This is a genomic window from Rhodococcus sp. MSC1_016, from assembly GCF_023667485.2.
Lineage (GTDB): Bacteria > Actinomycetota > Actinomycetes > Mycobacteriales > Mycobacteriaceae > Rhodococcus_F > Rhodococcus_F oxybenzonivorans.
The window spans coordinates 6164722-6188047 of the sequence record NZ_JAMOZI020000001.1; the positions used below are offsets into that span (position 1 = coordinate 6164722).

The 23326-nt window shown below is 65.3% G+C and carries 27 protein-coding genes; 11 read left to right on the top strand and 16 right to left on the bottom strand.

Annotated elements, in window-relative coordinates:
* Positions 1-36: 36 nt before the first annotated feature.
* From L1080_RS28915 to L1080_RS28930, 4 genes are all read right to left on the bottom strand, one after another.
* Positions 37-546: a Clp protease N-terminal domain-containing protein gene (locus L1080_RS28915; protein ID WP_250767572.1), complete on the bottom strand. Its 510-nt coding sequence runs from the start codon at positions 544-546 to the stop codon at positions 37-39.
* Between the two features lies 1 nt (position 547).
* A complete protein-coding gene (locus L1080_RS28920) occupies positions 548-1273 on the bottom strand; it encodes an anti-sigma factor (protein ID WP_250767574.1) in 726 nt (241 codons plus the stop codon).
* On the bottom strand, positions 1266-1844 hold the full coding sequence (locus L1080_RS28925) for a sigma-70 family RNA polymerase sigma factor (RefSeq protein ID WP_159923266.1): 579 nt from the start codon (positions 1842-1844) through the stop codon (positions 1266-1268). Before L1080_RS28925 ends, L1080_RS28920 begins: the two co-directional genes overlap by 8 nt.
* Positions 1845-2216: 372 nt before the next feature.
* Positions 2217-2885, bottom strand: a complete 669-nt coding sequence (locus L1080_RS28930) for a fasciclin domain-containing protein (RefSeq protein WP_159923268.1) — start codon at positions 2883-2885, stop codon at positions 2217-2219.
* Between the two features lie 210 nt (positions 2886-3095).
* Between L1080_RS28930 and L1080_RS28935 the strand changes: the two genes are divergently transcribed.
* Positions 3096-3719: a lipocalin family protein gene (locus L1080_RS28935; RefSeq protein ID WP_159927318.1), complete on the top strand. Its 624-nt coding sequence runs from the start codon at positions 3096-3098 to the stop codon at positions 3717-3719.
* On the opposite strand, the gene L1080_RS28940 is transcribed toward L1080_RS28935, so the two are convergent.
* Positions 3698-5185, bottom strand: a complete 1488-nt coding sequence (locus tag L1080_RS28940; protein ID WP_250767576.1) for an SDR family oxidoreductase — start codon at positions 5183-5185, stop codon at positions 3698-3700. The genes L1080_RS28935 and L1080_RS28940 overlap by 22 nt on opposite strands.
* Before the next feature lie 57 nt (positions 5186-5242).
* Here L1080_RS28940 and L1080_RS28945 point away from each other — a divergent pair, with 57 nt between their 5' ends.
* The gene (locus L1080_RS28945; RefSeq protein WP_250767578.1) at positions 5243-6592 is read left to right on the top strand and encodes a TIGR01777 family oxidoreductase; all 1350 of its coding nucleotides are present in this window, start codon (positions 5243-5245) and stop codon (positions 6590-6592) included.
* Here L1080_RS28945 and L1080_RS28950 read toward each other — a convergent pair.
* Positions 6576-6944, bottom strand: coding sequence for an MmcQ/YjbR family DNA-binding protein (locus L1080_RS28950; RefSeq protein WP_109334021.1), 369 nt, complete (start codon positions 6942-6944; stop codon positions 6576-6578). The genes L1080_RS28945 and L1080_RS28950 overlap by 17 nt on opposite strands.
* A 141-nt stretch (positions 6945-7085) precedes the next feature.
* On the opposite strand from L1080_RS28950, the gene L1080_RS28955 reads away from it, so the two are divergent.
* Entirely contained in the window at positions 7086-7520 is a 435-nt protein-coding gene (locus L1080_RS28955) for a carboxymuconolactone decarboxylase family protein (protein ID WP_250767580.1), read from the top strand.
* A gap of 57 nt (positions 7521-7577) precedes the next feature.
* On the opposite strand, the gene aztD is transcribed toward L1080_RS28955, so the two are convergent.
* The 4 genes from aztD to aztB all read right to left on the bottom strand — a co-directional run bounded on the left by aztD (position 7578) and on the right by aztB (position 11932).
* On the bottom strand, positions 7578-8786 hold the full coding sequence (gene aztD, locus L1080_RS28960) for a zinc metallochaperone AztD (RefSeq protein WP_250767583.1): 1209 nt from the start codon (positions 8784-8786) through the stop codon (positions 7578-7580).
* A gap of 63 nt (positions 8787-8849) precedes the next feature.
* Positions 8850-9776: a zinc ABC transporter substrate-binding protein AztC gene (gene aztC, locus L1080_RS28965; protein ID WP_250767600.1), complete on the bottom strand. Its 927-nt coding sequence runs from the start codon at positions 9774-9776 to the stop codon at positions 8850-8852.
* Positions 9773-11035 carry an ABC transporter gene (locus L1080_RS28970; protein WP_250767604.1) on the bottom strand — a complete coding sequence of 421 codons (1263 nt, stop codon included), beginning with the start codon at positions 11033-11035 and terminating at the stop codon, positions 9773-9775. The genes aztC and L1080_RS28970 overlap by 4 nt, the downstream gene beginning before the upstream one ends.
* Positions 11036-11077: 42 nt before the next feature.
* Positions 11078-11932, bottom strand: a complete 855-nt coding sequence (gene aztB, locus L1080_RS28975; protein WP_250767608.1) for a zinc ABC transporter permease AztB — start codon at positions 11930-11932, stop codon at positions 11078-11080.
* Between the two features lie 19 nt (positions 11933-11951).
* Here aztB and aztA point away from each other — a divergent pair, with 19 nt between their 5' ends.
* Entirely contained in the window at positions 11952-12617 is a 666-nt protein-coding gene (aztA, locus tag L1080_RS28980) for a zinc ABC transporter ATP-binding protein AztA (RefSeq protein ID WP_159923284.1), read from the top strand.
* 32 nt (positions 12618-12649) lie between these two features.
* Here the strand turns inward: aztA and L1080_RS28985 are convergent, their stop codons facing one another.
* The 3 genes from L1080_RS28985 to L1080_RS28995 form a co-directional block, all read right to left on the bottom strand.
* Positions 12650-13051 (bottom strand): VOC family protein, encoded by a 402-nt coding sequence (locus tag L1080_RS28985; RefSeq protein WP_250767611.1) that lies wholly within the window; start codon positions 13049-13051, stop codon positions 12650-12652.
* Positions 13052-13089: 38 nt separating this feature from the next.
* Positions 13090-13566 carry a VOC family protein gene (locus L1080_RS28990; protein ID WP_109334005.1) on the bottom strand — a complete coding sequence of 159 codons (477 nt, stop codon included), beginning with the start codon at positions 13564-13566 and terminating at the stop codon, positions 13090-13092.
* 88 nt (positions 13567-13654) lie between these two features.
* Positions 13655-14932: an MFS transporter gene (locus tag L1080_RS28995; protein WP_250767614.1), complete on the bottom strand. Its 1278-nt coding sequence runs from the start codon at positions 14930-14932 to the stop codon at positions 13655-13657.
* A 128-nt stretch (positions 14933-15060) separates the two neighbouring features.
* Here L1080_RS28995 and L1080_RS29000 point away from each other — a divergent pair, with 128 nt between their 5' ends.
* The 6 genes from L1080_RS29000 to L1080_RS29025 all read left to right on the top strand — a co-directional run bounded on the left by L1080_RS29000 (position 15061) and on the right by L1080_RS29025 (position 20093).
* The gene (locus L1080_RS29000; RefSeq protein ID WP_159923290.1) at positions 15061-15801 is read left to right on the top strand and encodes an IclR family transcriptional regulator; all 741 of its coding nucleotides are present in this window, start codon (positions 15061-15063) and stop codon (positions 15799-15801) included.
* A gap of 90 nt (positions 15802-15891) precedes the next feature.
* Entirely contained in the window at positions 15892-17073 is a 1182-nt protein-coding gene (locus L1080_RS29005) for a 4-hydroxybenzoate 3-monooxygenase (protein WP_250767631.1), read from the top strand.
* A gap of 204 nt (positions 17074-17277) precedes the next feature.
* Positions 17278-17598, top strand: a complete 321-nt coding sequence (locus L1080_RS29010) for a nucleotidyltransferase family protein (protein ID WP_250767634.1) — start codon at positions 17278-17280, stop codon at positions 17596-17598.
* Positions 17595-17840, top strand: coding sequence for a HepT-like ribonuclease domain-containing protein (locus L1080_RS29015; RefSeq protein WP_250767637.1), 246 nt, complete (start codon positions 17595-17597; stop codon positions 17838-17840). Before L1080_RS29010 ends, L1080_RS29015 begins: the two co-directional genes overlap by 4 nt.
* A gap of 355 nt (positions 17841-18195) precedes the next feature.
* Positions 18196-19002 carry an SDR family oxidoreductase gene (locus L1080_RS29020; RefSeq protein WP_250767642.1) on the top strand — a complete coding sequence of 269 codons (807 nt, stop codon included), beginning with the start codon at positions 18196-18198 and terminating at the stop codon, positions 19000-19002.
* Positions 18999-20093, top strand: a complete 1095-nt coding sequence (locus L1080_RS29025; RefSeq protein ID WP_250767644.1) for an NAD(P)H-dependent amine dehydrogenase family protein — start codon at positions 18999-19001, stop codon at positions 20091-20093. The genes L1080_RS29020 and L1080_RS29025 overlap by 4 nt, the downstream gene beginning before the upstream one ends.
* Before the next feature lie 53 nt (positions 20094-20146).
* Here the strand turns inward: L1080_RS29025 and L1080_RS29030 are convergent, their stop codons facing one another.
* From L1080_RS29030 to L1080_RS29040, 3 genes are read right to left on the bottom strand one after another with little or no spacing between them, the layout of a single operon-like run.
* Positions 20147-21745: a solute symporter family protein gene (locus tag L1080_RS29030; protein ID WP_250767647.1), complete on the bottom strand. Its 1599-nt coding sequence runs from the start codon at positions 21743-21745 to the stop codon at positions 20147-20149.
* The gene (locus L1080_RS29035) at positions 21742-22095 is read right to left on the bottom strand and encodes a DUF485 domain-containing protein (RefSeq protein WP_250767650.1); all 354 of its coding nucleotides are present in this window, start codon (positions 22093-22095) and stop codon (positions 21742-21744) included. The genes L1080_RS29030 and L1080_RS29035 overlap by 4 nt, the downstream gene beginning before the upstream one ends.
* Positions 22092-22571: a nuclear transport factor 2 family protein gene (locus tag L1080_RS29040; RefSeq protein ID WP_250767653.1), complete on the bottom strand. Its 480-nt coding sequence runs from the start codon at positions 22569-22571 to the stop codon at positions 22092-22094. Before L1080_RS29040 ends, L1080_RS29035 begins: the two co-directional genes overlap by 4 nt.
* 145 nt (positions 22572-22716) lie before the next feature.
* Here L1080_RS29040 and L1080_RS29045 point away from each other — a divergent pair, with 145 nt between their 5' ends.
* Positions 22717-23322, top strand: a complete 606-nt coding sequence (locus L1080_RS29045) for a TetR/AcrR family transcriptional regulator (RefSeq protein ID WP_250767657.1) — start codon at positions 22717-22719, stop codon at positions 23320-23322.
* Positions 23323-23326 lie beyond the last annotated feature (4 nt).

Below are 23326 nucleotides of genomic sequence, written 5' to 3' on the forward strand. Positions count from 1 at the left end.
AGAGAACCACCTTACGAGGGTATCGCGCGGTGCTGGTCAGGCCCGAGCCTCTGCCCGGGCGGCATCGATGACGTCGGACCGCTCGAGACCCAGAATTTCCAGGGCGCGGGCCGCCGTGCCGTGTTCGACTCCCGCTACCGCGCGGACGATGTCCGCCCCGGTGAACGGTCGACGTGCCGCCTTCGCCACCGCTGTCGCCTCGCGGAAGGCCTCGCGCGCCGGTGCCGACAGATGCAGGGGGCCGGAACGGGGCCGGCGCAGTGCCGTGTCGACGGAGGTGGTGTCACCGATGCCTGCTGCAGCGAGTGCGTCACGGTGCACCCGGGTAATGGCCTCGCGCAGAGCGTCCCGGTCGGACCCCAGACGCTCGAACACTCGACGAGCAGTGCCGTCCGGCAACGAAAACGACGCCAATAAGAGATGTTCCGCACCGGGCTCCCGGTCACCGAGCCGGTCGGCTTCGGCTTCGGTCTCGGCGAACAGCCGTTTCATCGACCGCATGTCGCGCCATCCGCGGGTCAGCATCATCGGGCGCCTTTCTGTCACCTCAGGCGAGGTTGATCGTCGCGAAGATTGTGGTCGGCCGAGGCGAACCACCGGGCGGCTCCACACTGAACGCGAGGGCCGTCGACTCGTCGATGCCCGTGACGACGGCCGTCGTGGACGGAGACACGGCGTCAGCGTCCATGATCCCCGCCGACACCGGTTCGTGGGAGGGACCGAGGAGCCACATCTGGTACACCGAGCCCGGAGCAGGCGGAGCGACATCATTCATCACCAGGACGCCCGCGTCGACGTCCTTGGAGAAGACGACCGTGGCCGAACCACCACCGGCAATGGGCGCTACCGCCGTGCGGACGTCGTCGGCCGCCAGAATCTGGGCGGGAACGGGCTCGGTGGAATCATCGCGGAACTGCTGCACCACGGTCACGCCGCCGACCGCGAGAACGACCACCGCGGCCGCCGCTGTCAGCGCGGCGATCAGCCGGTTGCGGCGTCGACTGCGCGCGCCGTCGAGCGACACCAGGGTGGTCGCGGCGGGCAGCGACCCGAGGATGCGGCCGATCAGATGGGCGGGTGGTTCCACTGCGGTAGAGGCGGACTGTGCGGCCATCGTTTCCCGGACACCTCGTACCGCGTCGGCGAACTCGACGCGAACCTGGGGCGTGGCGTCCCGCACCGCGGCGTCGATCTGGCGCCGTTGCACGTCGTCGACCGCGTCGAGGGCGTATACCGGGGCGAGATCGAGCAGAGGGTTGGTGGACTCATCCATCGACCTGCACCCCCAAACACTGCCCGAGCCTTCTCAATCCGTCTCGGATCCGCGATTTCACGGTGGGTAGGGCCACGGACAACCGCTCTGCCACCTCGCGGTAGGTGAGTCCGCCGTAATAGGCCAGGACAACGGTCTCCTGCTGGATTTCGGTGAGAGTGCCCAGGCAGTCGATGACGTCATTCTTGTCGCCACGGCGGGCAACCTCTTCGGACACGGCGTCGAACGGGCCGTAGTAGCTCGCCGCGCCGTAGGTCGATTCCCGGTCGGTGCCCGACTGCTCGGACCGCACCCGATCGACCGCACGCCGGTGCGCCAAGGTGATCAGCCACGACAGCGGTGAGCCCTGGCGGGGGTCGAAGCTTGCTGCGGACTTCCAGACCTGCAGGTACACCTCTTGGGTGGTTTCCTCGCTGTAGCCGGGGTCGCGGAGAACGCGCAACACCATGCCGTACACGCGCGCGCTCGTGCGTTCGTAGAAGAGGGTGAACGCTTCGGTTTCGCCCGCGGCAATCTGCGCGAGCAAAGCCGTCAGCGTCACGTTCTCCGTGGCCCTGTCGACGCCGGTCATCGGCCTTGTCCGTTCATCGAACTTCAGCCTAATCGCAGCCTGCGGCCGGTGCGACCAGGTCGGGGACATCGACCTCTCCAGCAATCGGGTTGCCGCGTCGAACGCCCGGACGTCGGTGGCCGAATCGTTCATCGGATTGCCGCCGACGGTGGGCACGCGGATGAGCGCTTGCGCACGTGCCTCGTCGTTGTGGCGAAACCGAATTCCATATCAGTGATTCGAAGCTGAAGTGGCCGTGGATTGCCGGATCGACTCGGGCTCAGAGGAATACATCGTTGGGGCCTGTCCTCTGCCCCTTCCTTCAACGCGCAAAACCCGGCGGCACCGAGATTCGGTACCACCGGGATCTGTGTGTGATGGGTGAGCCGGGAATTACTGCGGCATCAGGACGGAGTCGATCAGGTACACCGTCGCGTTGGCGGTCTGCACGCCACCGCAGATCACGCCGGCGTCATTGACCTTCAGGTCGTCACCCGAACCGGTGACGGTGACGGAACCGCCCTCGACGGTGGCGTGCTCGCCATCGATGTCGTTCGGTGCGATCTGCCCGGGCACCACGTGGTAGGTGAGCACCTTGGTGAGCAGAGCAGAATCGGTCTTCAGCGTTTCGATGGTGGCGGGATCAACTTTGGCGAATGCGGCATCCACAGGCGCGAAGACGGTGAACTGTCCACTGTTGAGGGTGTCCACCAGGTTGACCTGCGGATTGAGTTGTCCCGAGACCGCCGCGGTGAGCGTGGTGAGCATGGGATTGTTCGAAGCGGCGGTGGCCACCGGATCCTGCGCCATTCCGTTGACCGACCCTGCGCCCTCGGGCACGGTCTTGGCGTACTCGGCGCAACCGGGGCCCACCAGGTTGGCGGCCGGGTCGGCCATCGCGGAAGAAGTAGTGGCTCCGGAGCCGGAGTTCGACTCGGAAGTCATGGTGTCTGCGGCGCCGGCAGTGCTCGACGAGTCACTGTCGTCCGAGGAGCATGCTGCACCCAGCAACACCAAGGACGTGCTCGCTGCGACTGCCAGTACCCGTGTGGTGATGTTCATGGAAATTGCCTCTCTCCGATGTGGGTGCGGTTGCGCACCATCGACAGCCATTCGGAGCGGTTCGCGAAGCGGATGGGTCCGCTTTTTATTTCGGTATCCAACCCATCCGGTGGCGAGGCGGCGTCGAATTCCTTCCGCAAGGGTGCCGCGCAGCCCTCTCTTCGGGGTGTGCGTGTCACCGCGAACTCGATCACCGGAAGAGGGCTCGACATGGGCGTTTCGACAATGCGTGGATGTGCCGTCGGACTTGCGACCGCCGCCGCCGCTGTGTTGCTTGCAGCGGGTCCGGCGCAGGCAGAACCGATGGGGCAGGCGGAGTTCCCTGGGGCGCTGGCCCCTGTCGCCGGCCTCGACGTGGAGCGGTATGCCGGTACCTGGTACCAACTGGCCGCGGTACCGCAACCGTTCAACCTCGATTGCGCGCGCGACACGAGAGCCACCTACGGAGTGCGCGATTCCGCGAATGTGAGTGTGTCCAACTCCTGCACGACGTGGGCGGGAGGAACGAGCGGCATCGAAGGGAACGCGCGCGTCAACGATCCCGTCACCAACGCACAGTTGCACGTGAGTTTCCCCTCGGTACCGTTTCAGAGCGGACCCGAGGGTCCCACCAACTATGTGGTGACCTACATCGCCGACGACTATTCGTGGGCACTGGTCGGCGATCCGGCGCGCACGTCGGGTTTCGTCCTGTCGCGGACTCCTGCGGTCGACGATTCCGGCTGGACGCAGATCCGCCAGGTGGTGGAATCGCGGGGTTACAATTCCTGCCTGCTGCTGACGTCGCCGACCACCGGAGGTCGAGACAACATTCAACCCCTCTGCACCGTGTGACCCAGGCGGGCGGCGGCGCCGGTGATGTTCTCCATCATTCCCCGGAAGATGATTCCGTGGAACGGAAGGATGGAGTACCAATACAGCCGGCCCGCCAGTCCTTTCGGGAAAAAGATGGCGCGCTGCTCCAACCGCGACGAGTCCTGATCGACGGGGCGGACACGCCATTCGAGCCAAGCTCCGCCGGGAGCCCGCATCTCCGCGCGCAGCCGCAGCAGCGAACCGCGCTCGATATGCTCGACACGCCAGAAATCCAGTGGATCACCGGTATTGAGCTGCTTCGGATTTCTACGACCGCGAGTGAGCCCGACACCACCGGCGATCCGATCGAGCCAGCCACGCACGGACCAGGCCAGCGGAAACGAGTACCATCCGTTTTCCCCGCCGATACTTTCGACGACGCTCCACAGGGTGTGCGCATCCGCAGCGCACTCCTTGCTGCGCTTGTCGGTGTAGACAACCTCACCGGCCCAGTCGGGGTCGGAGGGGAGCGGATCGGACGGGGCACCCACGGGGGACGCACTTGCCCAGGTGGTCTCGACCTCACCGTTGTCGATGCGCCGCAACGCCAATCGAACGGCGTCACGGTACGACGTCAGCCCTGCTGCCGGTGGTGGAACCACGTCGTCGATGTCGTGCTCGCCGACGACGGCATCGTTGTGCAGTGATTCGATCAGTGCCCGGCCCAGCGAACGCGGTATGGGGGTGACCAGTCCTATCCACAAACCGGCGAGTTTCGGTGTGAGCACGGGCAGGACGAGAATTCTGCGTTGCCGCAGTCCGGCGATCTCCGCATAGATTTGCATCATCTCGCCGTACCGGATCACGTCGGGGCCGCCGATGTCGTAGGCGCGGCTTCGCGGTAACGGGGCCTCCGCTGCCGCGACGAGGTAGTGCAGGACGTCGCGGACGGCGATGGGCTGGATCTTGTTGTTCACCCACCGCGGCGTCGTCATCACGGGGAGTCTGTTGGTGAGGTGACGGATCATTTCGAAAGAGGCCGAACCGGATCCGATGACAACCCCGGCCTGCAGAACCATTGTGGGGACGCCGGACTCGGTGAGGATCTTCCCGACTTCCGTCCGAGAACGGAGGTGCGGAGACAGGTCCGCGGATTCGGGGTGGAGCCCGCCCAGATAGACGATGCGTCCTACCCCGGCGGTGTGGGCGGCTCGAGCGACGTTCTCCGCGCTGACACGTTCGGCCTCCTCGAACTCGTCCGGGCCGCCCATGGAATGGACGAGGTAGTAGACGACGTCCACGTCCGCGAAAGCGGCAGAAAGGGATTCGGGATCGCTCAGGTCGCCGCGAGCAATGTCGACGTCCGACGCCCACGGGACATCGGTCAGCTTCTCGGGGGACCGTGCCAGCACCCGCACGTGATATCCGGCTTCCAACAGTCGGGGTGCGAGGCGCCCACCGATGTATCCCGTAGCACCCGTGACCAGTACGCGTAACTGTGTCATTCCCATACGCTACCCGTCATGGGTGCCGCCTCGCTCGATCAACGCTAGGGTCGAGTGATGGGCATCGTGCATTCGAGCGTGATCCGATCCGCGCGGGACGAGCTGTTCGCGTGGCATACGAGACCCGGGGCCTTCACTCGGCTGTCGCCGCCGTGGCAGCCGCTGTCGCTCGACGAGGAAGCGGATTCCCTGAAGGCGGGGCGGGCGGTGCTGCGCTTGCCGGGCGGCCTGCGGTGGACAGCCCGACACGACCCAGCGGGGTACGACCCGCCGCGGCAGTTCGTCGACTATTCGGCGGCGCTCCCGATGCGGCTGCTGGTGCCGTGGCGGCACACGCATACGTTCGAGGTCGTATCCGAAGACGAGACCCGGATGACCGACCGCGTCGACACCGCCGTCCCGGGCCGCTTCCTGACCTCGACGTTCCTCTACCGGCATCGCCAGGTCGCCGACGACATGGCCCGCCACCAGTGGGCATCGACCCTGGCGCCGGGTTCCCGCACGATCGCGGTGACCGGTAGTTCGGGCTTGGTGGGTTCGGCTCTCACCGCGTTTCTCGCCACGGGAGGGCACCGGGTCGTCCGCTTGGTGCGCCGCACGCCGCAGACCCCGGACGAGCGGCGTTGGAACCCGGCCGCTCCAGCCACCGATCTCCTTGCGGGTGTCGACGCGGTGATCCACCTCGCCGGCGCGTCCATTGCGGGCCGCTTCACCGACAGCCACCGCCGTGCCGTTCGGGACAGCCGCATCGAACCCACTCGGCGACTGGCTGAGCTGATCGCTTCCACTCCCGACGGACCCAATGTCTTCGTCACTGCGTCGGCGATCGGCTACTACGGTCCGGACCGCGGCGACGAGCTCCTGCACGAAGACGACGAGCGTGGTGACGGCTTCCTCGCCGACACGGTGGCAGAGTGGGAAGGTGCGACCGCTTCCGCCTCCGATGCGGGCGCGCGGGTGGTGGCCGTGCGGACCGGTATCGTCCAATCGCCGAAAGGTGGTGTCCTGCGGCTACAGAGGCCACTCTTCGAAGTGGGCCTCGGTGGCCGGCTCGGTGCGGGTACGCAATGGTTGTCGTGGATCGACCTCGACGACCTTGTGGACATCTACCATCGGGCCGTCGTCGACACGCGCTTGACTGGTCCGGTGAATGCCGTCGCGCCGAACCCCGTGCGCAACGAGGAGTACACGGCGGTACTTGCGTCGGTGCTGCACCGGCCGGCGTTCCTACCGGTGCCCGACTTCGGACCCAAAATACTCCTGGGTGAGCAAGGGGCCCGAGAACTGGCCCTCGCGAATCAGCGAGTTGTTCCGGGACGGCTTCTCACGCGCGAGCACCGGTTCCGGCGCCCCGATCTCGAAAGTGCCCTGCGGCATCAGCTCGGGCGATTCACGACAGGGGAGTAGCACCCCGTTCCTTGTCGTACGCGGCGACGACGCGTTTGGGGGCGGTGAGGCGCCACGCCTCCTCGACCAGCTCCGCCAGTTCGGTCGACGTCACCGCCTCCAGAACCACGTCGATCCACCCCCAGCGCCCGAAGAACGGCGCCACGAGAAACACCTCGGGATCTTCCTGGACGAGGGCGGTCTGGGTTTCGAGGGTGGCTTTCAGACACACCGTGGGCGCGCCGTACCCGACCAGACCGAACATCTTGTTGCGCACCCGGAAGGTCGGCTGGTCACCCCAGTTGGCAACCACCACCTCGTGTGCCTCTGGCAGAGCCAGCATCATCGTGCGCACCTCGTGCTCGGTCGGCATCACAGCTCCCACACTTCCTCGTGTTGTCGGGTTCCGTTATATCCGGCCACACCGACATAGCTCGGGTGTTGGAAGCACGGTAGGTGGGAGTTCGTAGAGTGACGATGGTGACGATCGAGGCACCGGAACGGGAGTGAACCGATGACCGAAGAAGAACCGACCGGTGGTGGTCGAAGTCCGGCAGTCGAGGCGGGGCTGGCAGTGCGCCGCGAGGTGATGGGCGCCGATTTCGTCGAGCGGGCACTCACCCGCACTGCCGGTACCGACAGTGAAGCTCTGCAGGAATTCGTCAGCGAACACGTCTGGGGTGCTGTATGGAACCGGCCCGGGTTGGATCGGCGCAGCCGTAGCCTGCTCAACCTCGGGATGCTGATTGCACTGCGGGCGCACGGTGAGCTGAAAGGGCATGTGCGCGGAGCTCTTCGAAACGGTCTGACCCGCACGGAGATCGTGGAGGCGGTCATTCACGCCAGCGCCTACTGCGGTGCCCCTGCCGGATTGTCGGCGATGGCTGTGGTGCAGGAAGCCCTCGACGAGGAACTCGGTCCGCTCGCGGGCACAACCGACGCGTCGTGACGGTATCGGATTCGGACCCACCCCCTGCGGGTCCGAATCCGATACGCCTTCACTGCGTCAGCCGGTGACGCCGGTGATCTCGTTCGGCGTCTGCGGAAGATCTGCCGAATCGGACACGGTCCAGGACTCGAGGTCGACCGCGTGGATCCTGTTCTTCGCCGGATCGGTCACGTAGGCCGTGCCATCCTGCACGAACAGGGCGGGCCGGGGCGACTGCCACTGCTCCGGCTCGGTCCAGGGGTCGATCAGCGGCACCGTACGGGTCACCGTCTTGGACGCGGGATCGATCACGTGCAGTGCACCGTCGGTACCCAGGACGAGCGCTTCACCGTGCACACCGCGGCCGAGGGAACGGAACGTGTAGCTGGTGCCGAGGTCGACGAGGGTCAGCTGTCCGGTGGTGGTGTCGGTCAGGCTGATCCGCTGAGGACGCTCGAGCTCGGCGTCCGGGTCGGTCTTGTAGTCGCCCAGGATGATCGGGGAATTCTCGTCCCCGGCCTGGTTGCCGATGCGTCCGTACGGATCGGGACTGGTCACCTTGGTGATGACGCCGTCACGGTAGATCAGCAGGCCGTTCTGGCAACCGACAACCACGGTTTCGTCCGCCGCCACGGCTTCGCCGTGTACACCGGGGCACTCCTCGTTGCGCGCGATCTCCTTGCGGTCGCGGTCGAGTACGACGATGCCGGTCCGCTCGTCTTCGTTGCCCACCGTGGTGAGCATGCTGCCGTCCGACAGTTCCACCGCCACACCATGGTGCGCTTCCGGTGTCGTGTAGTCGGTGGTCTCGGGCAGACCATCGGCGAGCTTTGCCGGGTCGAAGACGCGCACCAGGCCGGTGCCGTCGTCGAACAGCACCGTTTTGCCGTCGTGCCGGACCACGTGCCCAGGCGTCGTCGCGTCGAACGAGATGTCCGTGACAGCCGGATCACTGACGAAATGGCTGTCGCCGTCTGTCCAGGTTCCGGTGTCGAACGCGGTGAAACTGCTGCCCGTGCTGATCAGTACATGCCGGCCGTCACCCGCCGGGTTGAGGCGGTTGAACCCGTCCATCTCGGCGGTTCCGACGACATCGAGTGTCTTCGCGTCGAGCACGAGAACACCTCCGTCGTAGCTCAACGCGAGGCGGGGCGTCGCCGAATCGGTGCGCGTTGCGTTGTCGGTGGCAGCGTCTGCCGAGTCGGAAGAGCAGGAAGTCAAGAGCGCAGCCGAGAGTCCTAGAGCAACAACGGCCGCGGGCAGGGGAGATTTACGCAAAAGGGTCACCCATGAGAAGTACTCCTTATCGCAAATGATTGTCAAAGCCATGAATGTGCATGTGGCGATGTGTCACGACGCCAGGCTCCGGCTGATCGTGAGGGAATTGGAGTCCATCATCTGTATGTAGGTCCCGGCGTCCGACCCCGCGTCCCCGAGTGACTCGGTGAACAGGGAAACGACGGCGACGGGCAACCTCGCCTCCGAAGCCAGCACTTCGGCGAGCCGATTCGGTTGTGACGAATCCACGAAGATTGCCGGTGCCTTCGCGGAAGTGATGGTGGCGGCGAGTTGCGACAGGTCGGAAGCGCTGGGTGACGCCAGCGTGGTCCCACTCGGAATGACCGCGCCGACCACCTCGAAATCGAATCGCTCTGCGAGATAGCCGAATACATGATGGTTGGTGACCAGTGTGCGGCGCTCTTCCGGAATGCCTGCGAACCGAGACGTCATCCGCTCGGTCAGCTCCTCGAGTTGACCCGAGTAGTCATCGGATCGATCTCGAATCACCTGTGCGTCCACACCGGTCACGTGCTCGATGACCGCGTCGCGAACAAGGGCGACAGCTTCGCGCATGCGGTCCGGATCGGTCCAGATATGTGGGTCCAGTAAGCCCGAGGACTGCCCGGTGCCGTATGCGATGGGCCGCACACGCTCACCGACCTCGAGAATCGGGATCGACTCGGCCCGGGCAGCTTCGACGGTGCTTCCCAGTCCCTCTTCGAGTCCGAGTCCGTTGGATACGACGAGATCGGCGCTCTCCACCCGTGCGGCTTCCGGCGCCGAGATCTCGAACGAGTGCGGGTCGGCATTCCTCGGCATCAGCACCATGACGTCGGCCTGATCCCCGACGACGTTCTCCACCACGTCACCCAGAATGTTTGTCGTCACCACCACCAACGGGCCATCGGAGGCGGAGGAGGTACACGCGGTGACGGCCGAGGCGGCGAGCGCGAGCAGAAGGCCGAGCGGCACCAGGCGCCGCAAGCTCGCGGTCATGAACCCACGACGCTGACCGAGGAGGCGGAAATTCCGACATCAAGCCTGCGTGCTATTCGTGCGTTGTCTCGATAGTCGATCTCTATCACGGCTTTCGCTTCCGGGTCGGTGACGTAGGCGCGATTGCCGCCGACGGTGATCGCTGCGGACTCGTGCAGCTTGTCGCCGGTCAAGGCCGGGGCGGATGCCGTCTCCGCCCCGGACGCTGCGTCGAACACCCGGAAGGTGCCGTCGGCGAGGACGGCGAAGAGCGAGCGGCCGTCGCCGGACAGGTGCACGTCGAGCGCCGCGGCCGGCGTCCGAACGCGGTTCCAGTGGCAGGTCAGTGGATCAAGCAGCAGCACACCGTCATTGGCGGTAGTTGATCCCGCTGTCGCGGCCAGGAGGGGGGTTTCGTCGGTCCCCCGGAACGCGGTGGGGCGGTTGCTCGGTCCGATGCCTTCCGGGTACGGAATCTTCTCCGCCGTCCACTGTCCGCCGGTGACGCGTGCGAGGAAGACTCCGTCGTCGCACGCCGCGAGCGCGTAGGAGTCGAAGACGGCGTGTCCGTTCGCCGCCGGGCACGCGACATCGAATGCCGTCTCCACCCGGCCGTCCGCGTTGCGGAGCTCGAACGAAGCCGGTGCGAAAGCCCCTGCGCCGGTGCCCGATCGGGATACGAGGTAGCGATCGGCGACGGGTATCACCATTCCGGTGTGCGCAGATGCGGACGGCACGACCTCGCCGACCTCGGCGCTGTCCTTGCGCAGCTGCGCGAAGTCGATCACGTCGGCGCGGCCGTCGGCATCGAAAAATGTGGCGACCTTGTCGTCACCGATCACGACGGCTCCCGGCTGTTCGCCGGTCAGCTTGCCGATCTCCATGGGCGCCTTGGTGTAGGAGTGGTTGTGGTCGCCGTGGTCGATGGTCCATGATCCGGCGTCGACCACATGCACGGTGCCGCCCGATGCATCGACTGCGAACGCGTAGCGGTCCTTGACTGTGGTGAGGACCGTCGGATGGTCGAATTGGAAGGAATGGACCTTATCGGCGGTCGTGAGATCGAGGACGTCGACACGGCCGGACAGCGCGTCTGCGACGACCAGTCGTGGCTCGGGTCCCTCTACCTCGGTGGCTCCTGCTTCGGCCGCGAGGTCGCTGCCCGGCCTGCTCTGGCCGGTGGGCGCGGTCTCGCCCGTCGCGTCCGAGCCGCACCCGGTCGATATCAGCGCGGCGATCGACGTGGCGATCGCTGCGCGCACCAGTGTCGTGTTCTGCACTATGCACTCCATCTATTACTAATGATAATCATTGCCGATAGGCTAGCCAATCGGCACAGGCGCGGGCGAACTCGGTGCACGAAGGCGCATCACTGCAGTTCGAATGAGTACGGCGACGAAGAATTGCAGCACGGCCAGTCCGGCAATGGTGGAGCCCGCGGCGGTGTCGGCGTTCCATGACACGATCAGTCCGAGGGCTGTGGCCGACCATCCGAGCAACACGGCCAGGCTCATGGTTGCGACAAGCGAGCGGCCGAAGAGTGCCGCGGTGGCGGACGGCGCAACCAGGAGTCCGAAGACGAGCAATGTTCCGACGATGCGGAACGACGCTACGACGGCGAGGACCACCAGGGCGAGCAGCGCCAGGTGCGCCAACCGCGGGCGCAGTCCCAGTGTGTGTGCTTTGCGTTCGTCGAAGACCAGAGCAACGAACGGCCGATAGGCCACCACGGAGATCAGGGCTGCGACGACAACGGCTGCGGTCAGCCAGATCAGATCGTTCCACGTTGCCGACAGCACATCCCCGAACAGGAACGCCGTGAGATCGACCGCGAACGATCGTGCCCGCGAGACGATGACCACACCGAGTGCGAGCATTCCGACGAACAGCAGACCGATGCCCGTGTCCTCGGACAGCCGGGAATTCTTCGACACCCACGAAACGCCGAGAATCATCACCACCGCGCTCGCGGCTGCGCCGAGGACGAGGTTGGCGCTCGCGAGGTACGCGACCGCCACGCCGGGCAACATCCCGTGGGAGATGGCTTCACTCATGAACGCCATTCCGCGTACCACCACCCAGGTGCCCACCAACCCGCACAGAACGGAGACCAGCATTCCGGCGAACAACGCCCGGCGAACGAAAGACACCATGAACGGATCGAGTAGCCACTGCATGGTGCTAACCTAAGCGATAATGATTGTCGTAAGCGAACTCACCGTGCGATACGGGACCGCCATGGCGCTGAGCCGTGTCAGCGCATCGTTCACCGAGCGGACGGTGACCGCGCTCATGGGGCACAACGGGTCCGGCAAGTCGACGCTGCTCCACGCACTGGCCGGCATCCTGCGCCCCACGTCCGGAAGCATCGACGGACTCCGCGGGCGGCGCGTCGCCTACGTGCCACAACGCACGGCGGTCGGGGACAACCTGCCCCTCACGGTGCGCGAGCTCGTCGGCATGGGCGCGTGGCAGCGCCGCGGACTGTTTCGCCGCCTCACCCCCGACGACCGCCAAGCTGTGGAGGCCGCGTTGACGAGGCTCGGCATCACGGATATCGCTGCGCGGCAAGTAGGTACGCTGTCGGGCGGTCAACGGCAACGCGCGTTGCTCGCTCAGGCGCTCGTGCAACGCGGTGACCTACTGCTCCTCGACGAGCCGACCACCGGACTCGATGCGCAGGCCCGCGCCGTGATCAACGACGTGATCGACGAAGAAGCCGCACGAGGTGCCATCGTCGTCGTGGCCACCCACGAACTGCTCGATGCCGAGCGCGCCGGTCGCACGCTGACGTTGACGGCCGGGTCTCTTCAGGTGCCGACGGATGCCACTGTGTCCGGGAAGTTCTCTGTATCTGCTTAGTTTTCTGTGTCGGCCTAGCTCTCTGTATCCGCCTAGCTCTCTCGTGGCAATTCGACGAGTACGAGCCGGTTGCCGTCGGGATCTCGGAAATAGAACATGGGCGGTACGTAGTCGCCGAGGCGCGTGACCTCCGCGTCCACATCGACACCGTGCGCCGCGAGAGTCGCATGATCGGCGTCGGCGTCCGCAGTGGACAGCCGAATGCCGGTCTCGACGCCGGCCGGTGCGCCCTCACGTTCCGGAACCAGGGCAATGGACGTGACTGATCCCGGGGGTGCCACCTCGACCCAGCGCTGTCCCTCGCCGAACTCGGCATCCATGCGGCGTTCGAAACCGAGTGTGCTGACGTAGAATTCGAGGGCCCTGTCCTGATCGGTGACAGGCACGGCCACCGTATGCACCCCGGTGATGTGTGTCTTGCGCTGTGTGGTCACGGTGTCATCCCCTTCTCGTCACCCCTCCTCGCCCGAGCTCACGGCTGCGCGAACGCCTTCTCGAGTGCGGCGATGTCCAACTTGCGCATCTGGAGCATCGCCTGGACTGCGCGCTGGGCCGCGGCGGTGTCGGGGTCGCTCATCAACTCGTACAGGCGTTCGGGGACCACCTGCCAGGAGACTCCGAAGCGGTCCTTCACCCACCCGCACTGGCTCTCCTCGCCACCGTCTGACGTGAAAGCCGCCCAGTATCGGTCTACCTCGTCCTGATCCTTACACCGCACTTCGAACGAGATGGCTTCGCTGAACGTGAATTGCGGGCCGCCGTTGAGTGCGGTGAACGGCTGCCCGTTGATGTCGAAGGACACCGTCATCACCTTGCCCTCGGGGCCGGGTGTGCCGGGCGCGTAATAGGTCACGTCGGTGATTCGTGAGTCCGGGAAGAGGGAGGTGTAGAACTTTGCTGCCTCTTCACCGCGGTCGTCGAACCAGAGGCAAGGGGTGATGGGTTTCATGGCGTAGTCCTCTCGGGTGTTCTCGATCAATCCTCACCGATATGGACCACGCACATGCCCGAAACTCATCGCCCGGCGGCCACGAATCTCAGCGGACGGTCCGAGTCGTGGCCACAGCAATCGCACCGAGCAGCCCCACCAGGGCAAACGCATAGAAGCCCCACGGGACGGCGTAACCGGCTCCGAGCATCACCCCACCGAGGATGGGCCCGCAGATCGCGCCGACGCGGCCCACGCCTGCAGACCAGCCCAGCGCGGTCGCACGGATCTGCGGCGGATGGTTGGCCGACGTGAATGCGTAGACCAGCACCTGCGCACTGAACACGAAGCACCCGGCGAGAAACACCAGCACGTAAATCCCGAAGGACACCTTGACACTGAGCAGCGCCAGGAACACCGCGGCGCCGGCGAACCAGATGATCGCCGCAGGACGCGGGCCGATCCTGTTCGCCACGCCGCCCGCGATCAGAAGTCCGACCACCGCGCCGGCATTGAGGATGAGCAGGAAGGTGAGCGAGGCCCCGAGGTTGTATCCGGCTTCGCGCATGATGGTCGGCAACCAGGTGTTGAGTCCGTAGACAAGCAGAAGTCCCATGAAGGACGTGACCCAGATAGCGATGCTGTTGCGCAGGAAGGGAGGTGAGAACAGGGCGCGCACCGGATTGGTGGCGGACGCGACGGGTGCGTCAGCGGCCGGCGCGGGTTCCAGTTCCAGTCCGTACTGCTTCGCGATGGCCTCGGCCTCGGAACGCTTGCCCTGCGCGAGGAGGTACGACGGCGATTCGGGGAGGTAACGCAACATCAGGGGAATCAGCACGATCGCGGGCAGCGCACCTGCAACGAACATCGACCGCCAGCCGAACGGCTCGATCAGCACGATGGCCAGCGCGGCCGTCGCGACCGCACCCACGTGATACCCAGTCATCAGCAGGGTTGATGCCGAACCGCCGCCTTGCTTCTTCGAGAATTCGTTGACCAGAGCAAGCGCCGTCGGGAGTGCGCCACCGAGGCCCACGCCGGCGAGGAACCGGAACAGTCCGAAGAAGAACGGGTTGGGCGCTACCGCGCACAGCAGCGTCAAGAGCGAGAAGGCCGCGACCGCGTACAGCAGCGCGCGCCTGCGGCCGATCACGTCGGTGAGTGTGCCGATGACGAGCGCCCCGATCGTCATGCCTACCAGGCCGAACGTCGAGATGAACGTGATCGTGCCTGTAGACAGACTCCAGTCGGCGTCGTCCCGCAGCGAGGGGATCACGGCGCCGAGCACCACGAGATCGAACCCGTCGAGTAACACCGCCACCCAGCAGAGGGGTGCGACCCAGAGGGCAGTGGAGGAGCGCATCGCGCTCCTTTCGGAAGTGGTCATCAGATCCTCGGCTTCAGCAGTGTTCGTTAGTTGAACACAAGTTCATATTGCGCACCGATTGTGGGGTGAGTCATATATCCGTGTCAAACGGCGTCGGTGCGCCGCACCACACGCGGAATACTGGCGGCATGGCCGGAGCCGACGAACGCAGCATGTTGGGCCGGGCATTTCTCGTTCTCGGTGCGTTCACGTCGGAACGGCCGCGTCTGTCCCAGTCGGAGTTGAGCAGGCGTACCGGTCTACCCCTGCCCACCGTGCATCGGCTGTGCCGGCAGTTGGTGGAACACGGCGCGCTTGAGCGGGCCGACGACGGAACCTACGAAATCGGGGTCCAGCTGTGGGAATTGGGGGCTCTCGCGCCGCGCGCCCACGGACTGCGGCAGGTGGCGCTGCCGTATCTCGAGGACCTCTACGAGGCCACCCGCGAAAACGTCCAGCTGGTGGTCCGGGAGGGACTCGAAGCGCTGTACATCGAGCGACTGTCCGCGCGGGGTGCCGTGACCGTGGTCGGGCGTGCCGGGGGACGGCTGCCGCTGCACGCGTCGAGTGGTGGTCTGGTTCTGCTGGCGTTCGGCGGCGGCGAGCTGCTCGACGCCGTGCTCGCAGCCGGCCTCGAGCGCTTCACCCCGGCGACCATCACCACCGAACACCGGCTTCGGAGCACCCTCGACGACATTCGCCGAACCGGATGGGTCACCTGCCGTGAACATCTCAATGTCGGGACACTGGCCGTGGCTGCGCCGGTGTCGCGGTCGACGGGCGAGGTCGTGGCCGCCGTCTCGGTCGTGGTGCCTGCGGAGAAGGATCCGGCACCGCTGATTCCTGCCGTGCGGGCGGCGGCACGGGGCATTTCCCGCGGCGTCGCCTAGTCGTCTTTCACTCAGTGAAAGTGGGGGTGTCGGGAGTGCAGTTCGGGCGCAACAGTGACTGGTGTCACGAACTACGCGAGGAGTCTGCGCATGAACACACAGGTCGGGATCGTCGGCGGAGGCCCCGCAGGACTGATGCTGTCCCACCTTCTGCACCTGCAGGGCATCGAGTCGGTGGTACTCGAAACCCGCACCCGCGAGGAGGTCGAGGGCACGATCCGCGCCGGTGTGCTCGAGCAGAACACGGTGGATCTGATGGTCGACACCGGGCTCGGCGACCGCATCAAGCGTGAGGGGCACACCCATCAGGGCATCGAACTGCGGTTCGGCGGCAAGGGGCACCGCATCGCGTTCGACGAACTCACCGGCGGCCGCGCGGTCACGGTGTACCCGCAGCATGAGGTGCTGAAGGACCTCATCGCCCGCAGGCTCGCGGACGGCGGTGACCTCCGCTTCGGCGTATCGGACGTGCACGTGCACGACCACACGTCCGAATCCCCCAAGATCACCTATCGCGACACCGACGGCAACGAACAGACCCTCACATGCGCCCTCGTCGGCGGATGCGACGGGTCGCGGACCAGCACCCGCGCCCTGATCCCTGCGGCCACCGTGCGGACGGACCACTTCCGTCAGTACCCGTTCGCCTGGTTCGGCATCCTCGCCGAGGCCCCGCCGTCGTCGGAAGAGCTGATCTACGCCAACCACCCGCGCGGCTTCGCGCTGATCAGCACCCGCACCCCGCAGGTGCAGCGGCACTACCTGCAGGTCGACCCCGACGATTCGGTGGACAACTGGTCCGACGACCGTATTTGGTCCGAACTGCACGCCCGCGTCGACGGCGAGGGCGCAGAAATCAAGGACGGCAAGATCTTTCAGAAATCGATCCTGCAGTTCCGCAGCTTCGTGTGCGAGCCCATGCAGCACGGCAACCTCTTCCTGGCCGGCGACGCCGCCCACACCGTGCCGCCCACCGGCGCGAAGGGCATGAACCTCGCGATCGCCGACGTCTACTTCCTGTCCAAGGCGATGTCCGAGTACTTCACCACCCGCGGTCGGGCCGGGCTCGACAGCTACACCGACATGGTGATGCCGCGCGTCTGGCGCACCCAGCACTTCTCCTGGTGGATGTCCTCGATGCTGCACCGGCTCCCCGACGACACCGGATTCGGCCACAAGCGGCAGATCGCCGAACTCGACATGGTCACCCGATCCGTCGCCGGACGCACCCTCATCGCCGAGAACTATGTGGGTACCCCGCTCGAGCTGTGAGTACTTATTAACCGCGGGCGGTTTGTAAGTACTCACAGGCGGCGGAGCCGCTCCACGTGAATCCTCGTGCTGCTGAGGTGAAGTGGGCGCTCGGGATGCTGTGATATGTCGAGACCCAGGAGGGCGGCGAGTGATGTGGTTCGTGTTCCTCGCGCGGATGAAAGGTGCGGTGGAGGCAAGCGCCGGCAGCGGAAGGACCTCGACATGGCTGCACCGACTCCAGACAGTGAGCGGCTGCGAGCGGTCCTGACTGACCATCGCGAGGAGGTGCGGCGAGTCCTCGCGAAGTACGGTGCATTCGACGTCAAGTTGTTCGGGTCCGTAGCGCGAGGTGACGCAGGTGCTGACAGCGACATCGACTTGATGGTGAGTATCGATGCCCCGGACTACGAGCAGGTCGTTTCGATGTTGGGGCTGGCAGACGAGCTGACTCATTTACTTGGCATCAAGGTGGACGTCGTTGCGCGTGGAGTCGCAAAGGGCGCGGTTTCCGATACTGCGCGGGCCGACACGGTCGACGTGTGAGCAGGTCAGATCGAGATCGACGTCAGGACATCCTCGGCGCCATCGACGCAGTGATGCGGTACTACCCGAAGCTGTCGGGTGACGACCGCGACATGGCGCACGACGCCATCGTGCGCCAGCTCGAGATTATTGGGGAGGCCGCCAATCGACTCGATCCAGAAACGAAGATGAAGGCGCCGGAGATCGAGTGGCACAAGATCGCGGATTTCGGAACATCGCGATCCACGAGTACTTCCGCGTAAATCAGTCGATTGTCGAAGGCATTGTCAGTATTGATTACCACCGCTGCGCGAGGCAGTCGAGCGAATTGTCGACAATCGAAACTGACGAAACCCCGTCGACTCCTCGAACCCGCCGCCACGTCCGGTCGTCCGGTTGCTCGTGGACACGATTGGGTGCTTTGGCTCGTCGCCAACCTCAGCCGTATCCCGTATCGGCGGACATCGGGCAGCGGGTGAATCGAACTTCCGGACTGGCTCGAGTTCATTCTCGGAGTGCTCGGCTACCGCTGGTGAAGTACTTCTGCCGGGAAACGACTGCACTCGCAAACTAGAACCTGTTACATTCGCCGGAGGGGGAACGACAACAGGAGCCGCCATGATCCTCGATCGGTTCAGAGTGGACGGCCGGGTCGCCGTCGTCACGGGCGCCGGCCGCGGCATCGGCGCGGCCACCGCGGTGGGGCTTGCGGAGGCGGGCGCACACGTCGTCATCTCCGCCCGCCATGCCGATCAGCTGCAGAAGGTGGCGGCGCAAATCGAGGAGGCCGGGCGACGCGCGTTGGTCGTGCCCGCCGATCTCATGGATCTGCACGCCGTCGCCGCGCTCGCGGACGCCGCGCAGGAAGAGTTCGGAAGGCTCGACATCGTCGTCAACAACGTCGGCGGCACCATCCCCAACGCCCTCCTCGACACCGACTCGGACTATCTCGAGGAGGCATTCCATTTCAATGTGAGCACCGCGCATGCACTGGTGCGGGCAGCGGTACCGCACATGCTCGCGCACGACGGCGGGTCGGTGGTGAACATTTCGTCGGTGATGGGCAGGCTGTCCGGCCGCGGCTATCTGGCCTACGGAACCGCGAAAGCCGCACTGGCGCACTACACCCGGCTGGCGGCCCGCGATCTGAGCCCGAACATCCGCGTCAATGCGATCGCCGTGGGGTCGGTGTTGACGTCCGCGCTTGAATTCGTCGCCTCCGACGAGGCGGTGAAAGCGTCGATGGAAAGTGTCACCCCGCTCGGCCGGATCGGCGACCCCGAAGACATCGCGGCGGCCGTGCTCTACCTGTCCTCGAAGGCGGGTTCGTACATCACCGGCAAGATACTCGAGGTCGACGGAGGCCTCGACCAGCCGAACCTCGACCTCGGCCTTCCTGATCTGAAACTCGGAGAGAAGCCATGAGCTACCGCGTCGTCGAATGGTCCACCGGCACAGTCGGGCGACATGCCATCGCAGGGATCGATGCCCGCGACGACCTCGAACTGGTCGGCGTCTGGGTGTCGAATCCGGACAAGGTCGGGAAGGACGCCGGTGAACTGGCCGGCCTAGACCGTGAACTCGGGGTGAGGGCCACCGACGACAAGGCGGCCCTGCTCGCGTTGAAACCGGATTGCATCGTGCATACCGCGATGACGGACGACCGCATCTTCGAGGCCGTCGAGGAGCTGATCTCCTTCCTCGAAGCGGGCGTCAACGTCGTGTCCTCGGGTCCGGTGCTGCTGCAATATCCGATCGGCGTCGTCCCGGCCGAACTCGTCGACCGCATCCGCCGTGCCGGCGAGCAGGGTGGCGCCAGTCTGCACGTCAACGGCATCGACCCAGGGTTCGCCAATGACGTTCTGCCGCTAGCCATGACAAGTTTGTCGCAGCGCATCGACGAGGTCCGCTGTTACGAGATCGCCGACTACTCCACGTACTTCCAGCCCGTGGTGATGCGGGACATCTTCGGATTCGGGAAACCTCTCGACGAGACGCCGATGCTGTTTCAGCCCGGAGTGCTGTCGCTGGCGTGGGGAAGCGTCGTCCGCCAGATCGCGGCAGGCCTCGACATCACACTCGACGAGCCGCTTGTGGAGAAGGTCGCACGGATTCCGGCAGACCACGACCTCGACGTCGTGTCCTGTCACATCCCCGCGGGCACGACGGCTGCCGTGCGGTTCGAGGTCATCGGCACCGTCGACGGCGTGCCGCGCGTGGCACTCGAGCACATCACGCGAACGCATCCGGACCAAATGCCCGAGTGGCCGAAGCCGAACCGTGGTGACGGCTGCTATCGCATCGACATCGCGGGTGAGCCCATGATGTCCGTCGAGTTCAACCACAACGGCGAAAACGGTGACCACAACGTGTCGGGCATGATCGTCACCGCGATGCGACTGGTGAATTCGGTGCACGCCGTCGTCGAGGCCGAGCCCGGACTCGTCACCGCACTGGATCTGCCGCTCGTCACCGGTCGCGGGTTGTGCGCTCCGCGCCCCGTGAGTACTTATTAACATCGGGCGGTTAAGAAGTACTCACAGGGGCGAAGCCCTCACGGGTGAAGCCGTCAGTGCGCCTCGGCGAGCTCCGCTCCGATGCCGGTCTCGGCGCGCACCAGCATTTCGGCGAACTTCTCGTCTCGGTCGGACTTGATGCCGTTCCGCCGTTCCGCGACGAGCGAGCCGATCACTGCTGCAGCCAAACCCAGAGGCATTGTGATGATGACGGGCAATTGGATGGTGAGTGGTGCCGGTCCGCTACCCAACCAGAGCGCCTCTGTGAACATCAGGCTGATCACGGTCGACGCCAGCCCCACCGAGATTCCCCACACGGCTCCTGTGCTGTTGAACCGTCGCCAGTTGAGACTGAGGAGCAGGCTGGGCAGGTGAGCGCTTCCCGCCACCATGAACGCCATTCCCATGAAGTAGGTGATATTCGTGCTGTCGCCAATGGCCATGGTCAGCCCGATGGCGATGATGCTGAACGCAACCGCGGCGTACCGCGCGATCTTCGCTTCGCGGATGTCCGTGGATTCCGTGTCGGTGGCTTTCGTGCGGGTGACGGTGGGCCAGACATCGTGTGCGAAAGTGCCCGCCGCCGAGATCACCACACCGGCGACCACGGCGACGATGCTGGCGAATGCCACGGCCGCCACCATGGCCAAGGCGATCGATCCGCCTACGGTGCCGACGCCACCGCCGAGTTCGGTGACCAGGGTGGGTGCCGCAAGGTTGCCGCCGGCACCGACGCGATCTGCTCCGTCGGGTCCGAGGAGTGCAGCGGTGCCGAATCCCATCACGATGACGATCAGGTAGAAGGCGCTGCACAGCGCGACAGTCCAGCCGAGAGACTTCCGTGCCGTCGCGGCCTCCGGGACCGTGAAGAAGCGAATGAGGATGTGCGCCATGCCCGCGGTGCCGAGGGCGAAGGCCAGTGAGTAGGAGATGAGATTGATTGCGCCGGTCTGTCCGAAGATGAGTCCGGGCGTCAGGATCGCGTCTCCTGCGGCGGCGTTGTCGGTGGCGTCGGACAAGACGGACGGGAGACTGAACCCGAACTTCGCCAGAATTCCCAAGCAGACGATGATGGCCAGGACGGACAAGATAGACGACTTGATCACCTGAACCCAGGTGGTGGCAAGCATGCCGCCGACAAACACATAAATGCCCATCAAACTTCCGGCGACGACGACGGACAGCCCGAAGGGAATGCCCGACACCGACTCGAGCAGGACGCCCGCCGCGACGAGCTGGGCCAACAGCACGAATGTGCCGGTGACGATCGTGCTGAGCGCGACCACCACCCGGACCTGCCGGGCACCTGTCCGGAACACGAGAACGTCAGCAAGAGTGTACTTTCCGACGTTGCGCATCTTCTCGGCGAGGAGGAACAGCACCGGCAGGAAGGAGACGACGGAGGTACACAAAATCACCGCCCCGTCGACGCCCTTGTAGAAGATCAGTCCGGTGGTACCCAGGAAGCTACCCGCGGAGATGAACTCGCCAGCAATCGCGAAACCGTTCTGCCAGCCGGTGATCGAGCGACCGGCCGCAAAGAAGCCGGTGGCGCTGCGACTGCGCCGGGACGCGGCAAAGGTGACCCAGAGGGTCAGGGAGATGACCGCAGAGCAAATGGCAATGGCAAGGTAATCGGCTTCGCCCGTCATGCGGCACGCTCCTGATGGCGTAGTTCGATGGCCAGAACGGCCGCATCGGCGGCCGGCTGAATGTAGGTCCGGGATAGCCGGAAGTAGGCGTACACCAGAAGCCAGGTGCCGGCGAACTGGGAGAACACCACCCACAGTGAGAGCGGTATGCCCAATAGTGCAGTCCTGCCGAGCACTTCGGGGAAGAAGGCGAACCCGACGAGGAAGCTGGTGAACAATCCGACCGCGACGGCACCGAGGCTTGCCGTCACGGTGCGGCGGCGTCGTCGGAGTTCGACGAACTCCGGCAACGCGAGGATCGGTGACCAGATCGCGGCGCCGGATTCGGTGAGGGAGGCGTCGGTGGTCATGCGTGCACCGCCGCACGGCGCGCGGAGTCGAGCGCGAACCGGTTCTCGTCCCAGCCGTCGGTCAGCGGCCCGAAGTAGTGGAAGCGGACCTGCTTGCGACGGTACAGCCAGCGGTCGCCGACACGGACCACCTCGTCGGTGTATCGGCCCGCCGCGATCGACGACGTGCCACCCGACACGCACGGTTGCCACAGAAACGAGCGCACGGTCGCGCGGTCACCGTCGAGGTCGATCTCGAGGTTGGTGATGAAGTGCCAGAACGCAGTGAGGCCACCGGCGGCGAGCCCGGAGAAAAACTCCTTCATCTCGGCCTTACCGCGGGGGTTCGACAAGCCGTCGAACTCTCCGTCGTCGGTGAACAAGTCCATCAGAGCGTCCCAGTCGCCGTCGTCGAGCAGACGGCAGTACTGCGCGTCGAGTGTCCGGATGGACTCGAGGTCTTCCAGTCGGCGGATTCGTTCTTCGAGGGTGCTCAAGGCGGCGTACCTCCACGGTGCAGAGCGGGTGAGAAGACACGGTCATTAACGGCCGTTCATGTGATGGGGACCATAATCGAGGCTGGGAGGGTAGTCAAGACGACGGTTGTTGCCCATCCGTCCTGGTCGCTCTACCCTCCGAGGGATGAACACTCGGTCAATCGTCGCCGCTCAGCCGACCGTTCGGCAGCGCATTCTGGACACTGCGCTCGACGAGTTCTACTTCTCGGGGTTTCACGCGGCGACGATGCGGAACATCGCGAAAAATGCCGGTTGTAGTGCGGCGAACGTGTACAACCACTTCGAGAACAAGGCCGAGCTGCTCGTCGACATTCTGCGTTCCGCCAGTGACGAGCAGTTCACCGCTACCCGGAACGCCCTGCGGAAAGTGGGCCCTGCGCCGGCGGACCGGTGGCGTGCTGCCGTGGTGGCGCACTCGCTGTACACCGCGCGACACCAGCGCGCCTGCCTGGTCGCCAACACGGAATTGCGGTACCTCGAAGAAGTCGATCGCAAGCGGGTGGTGGGGTCCCGGGACGCGCAGGAACATCTCTTCGTCACCATTGCGGAAGAGGGTGTGAACAGCGGAGACTTCGCTGTTCCCCACGTTCACCAGGCTGTCACCGCGGTCTTGACCATGTGCGCCGGCATCGCTCTCTGGTACCGGACCGAGGGCCCTCTCTCGGCGCAAGCGGTTGCCGATTCGTACGGCGTCTATGCGCTCAACCTCGTGGGATACCGCGCACCCTGAGTCG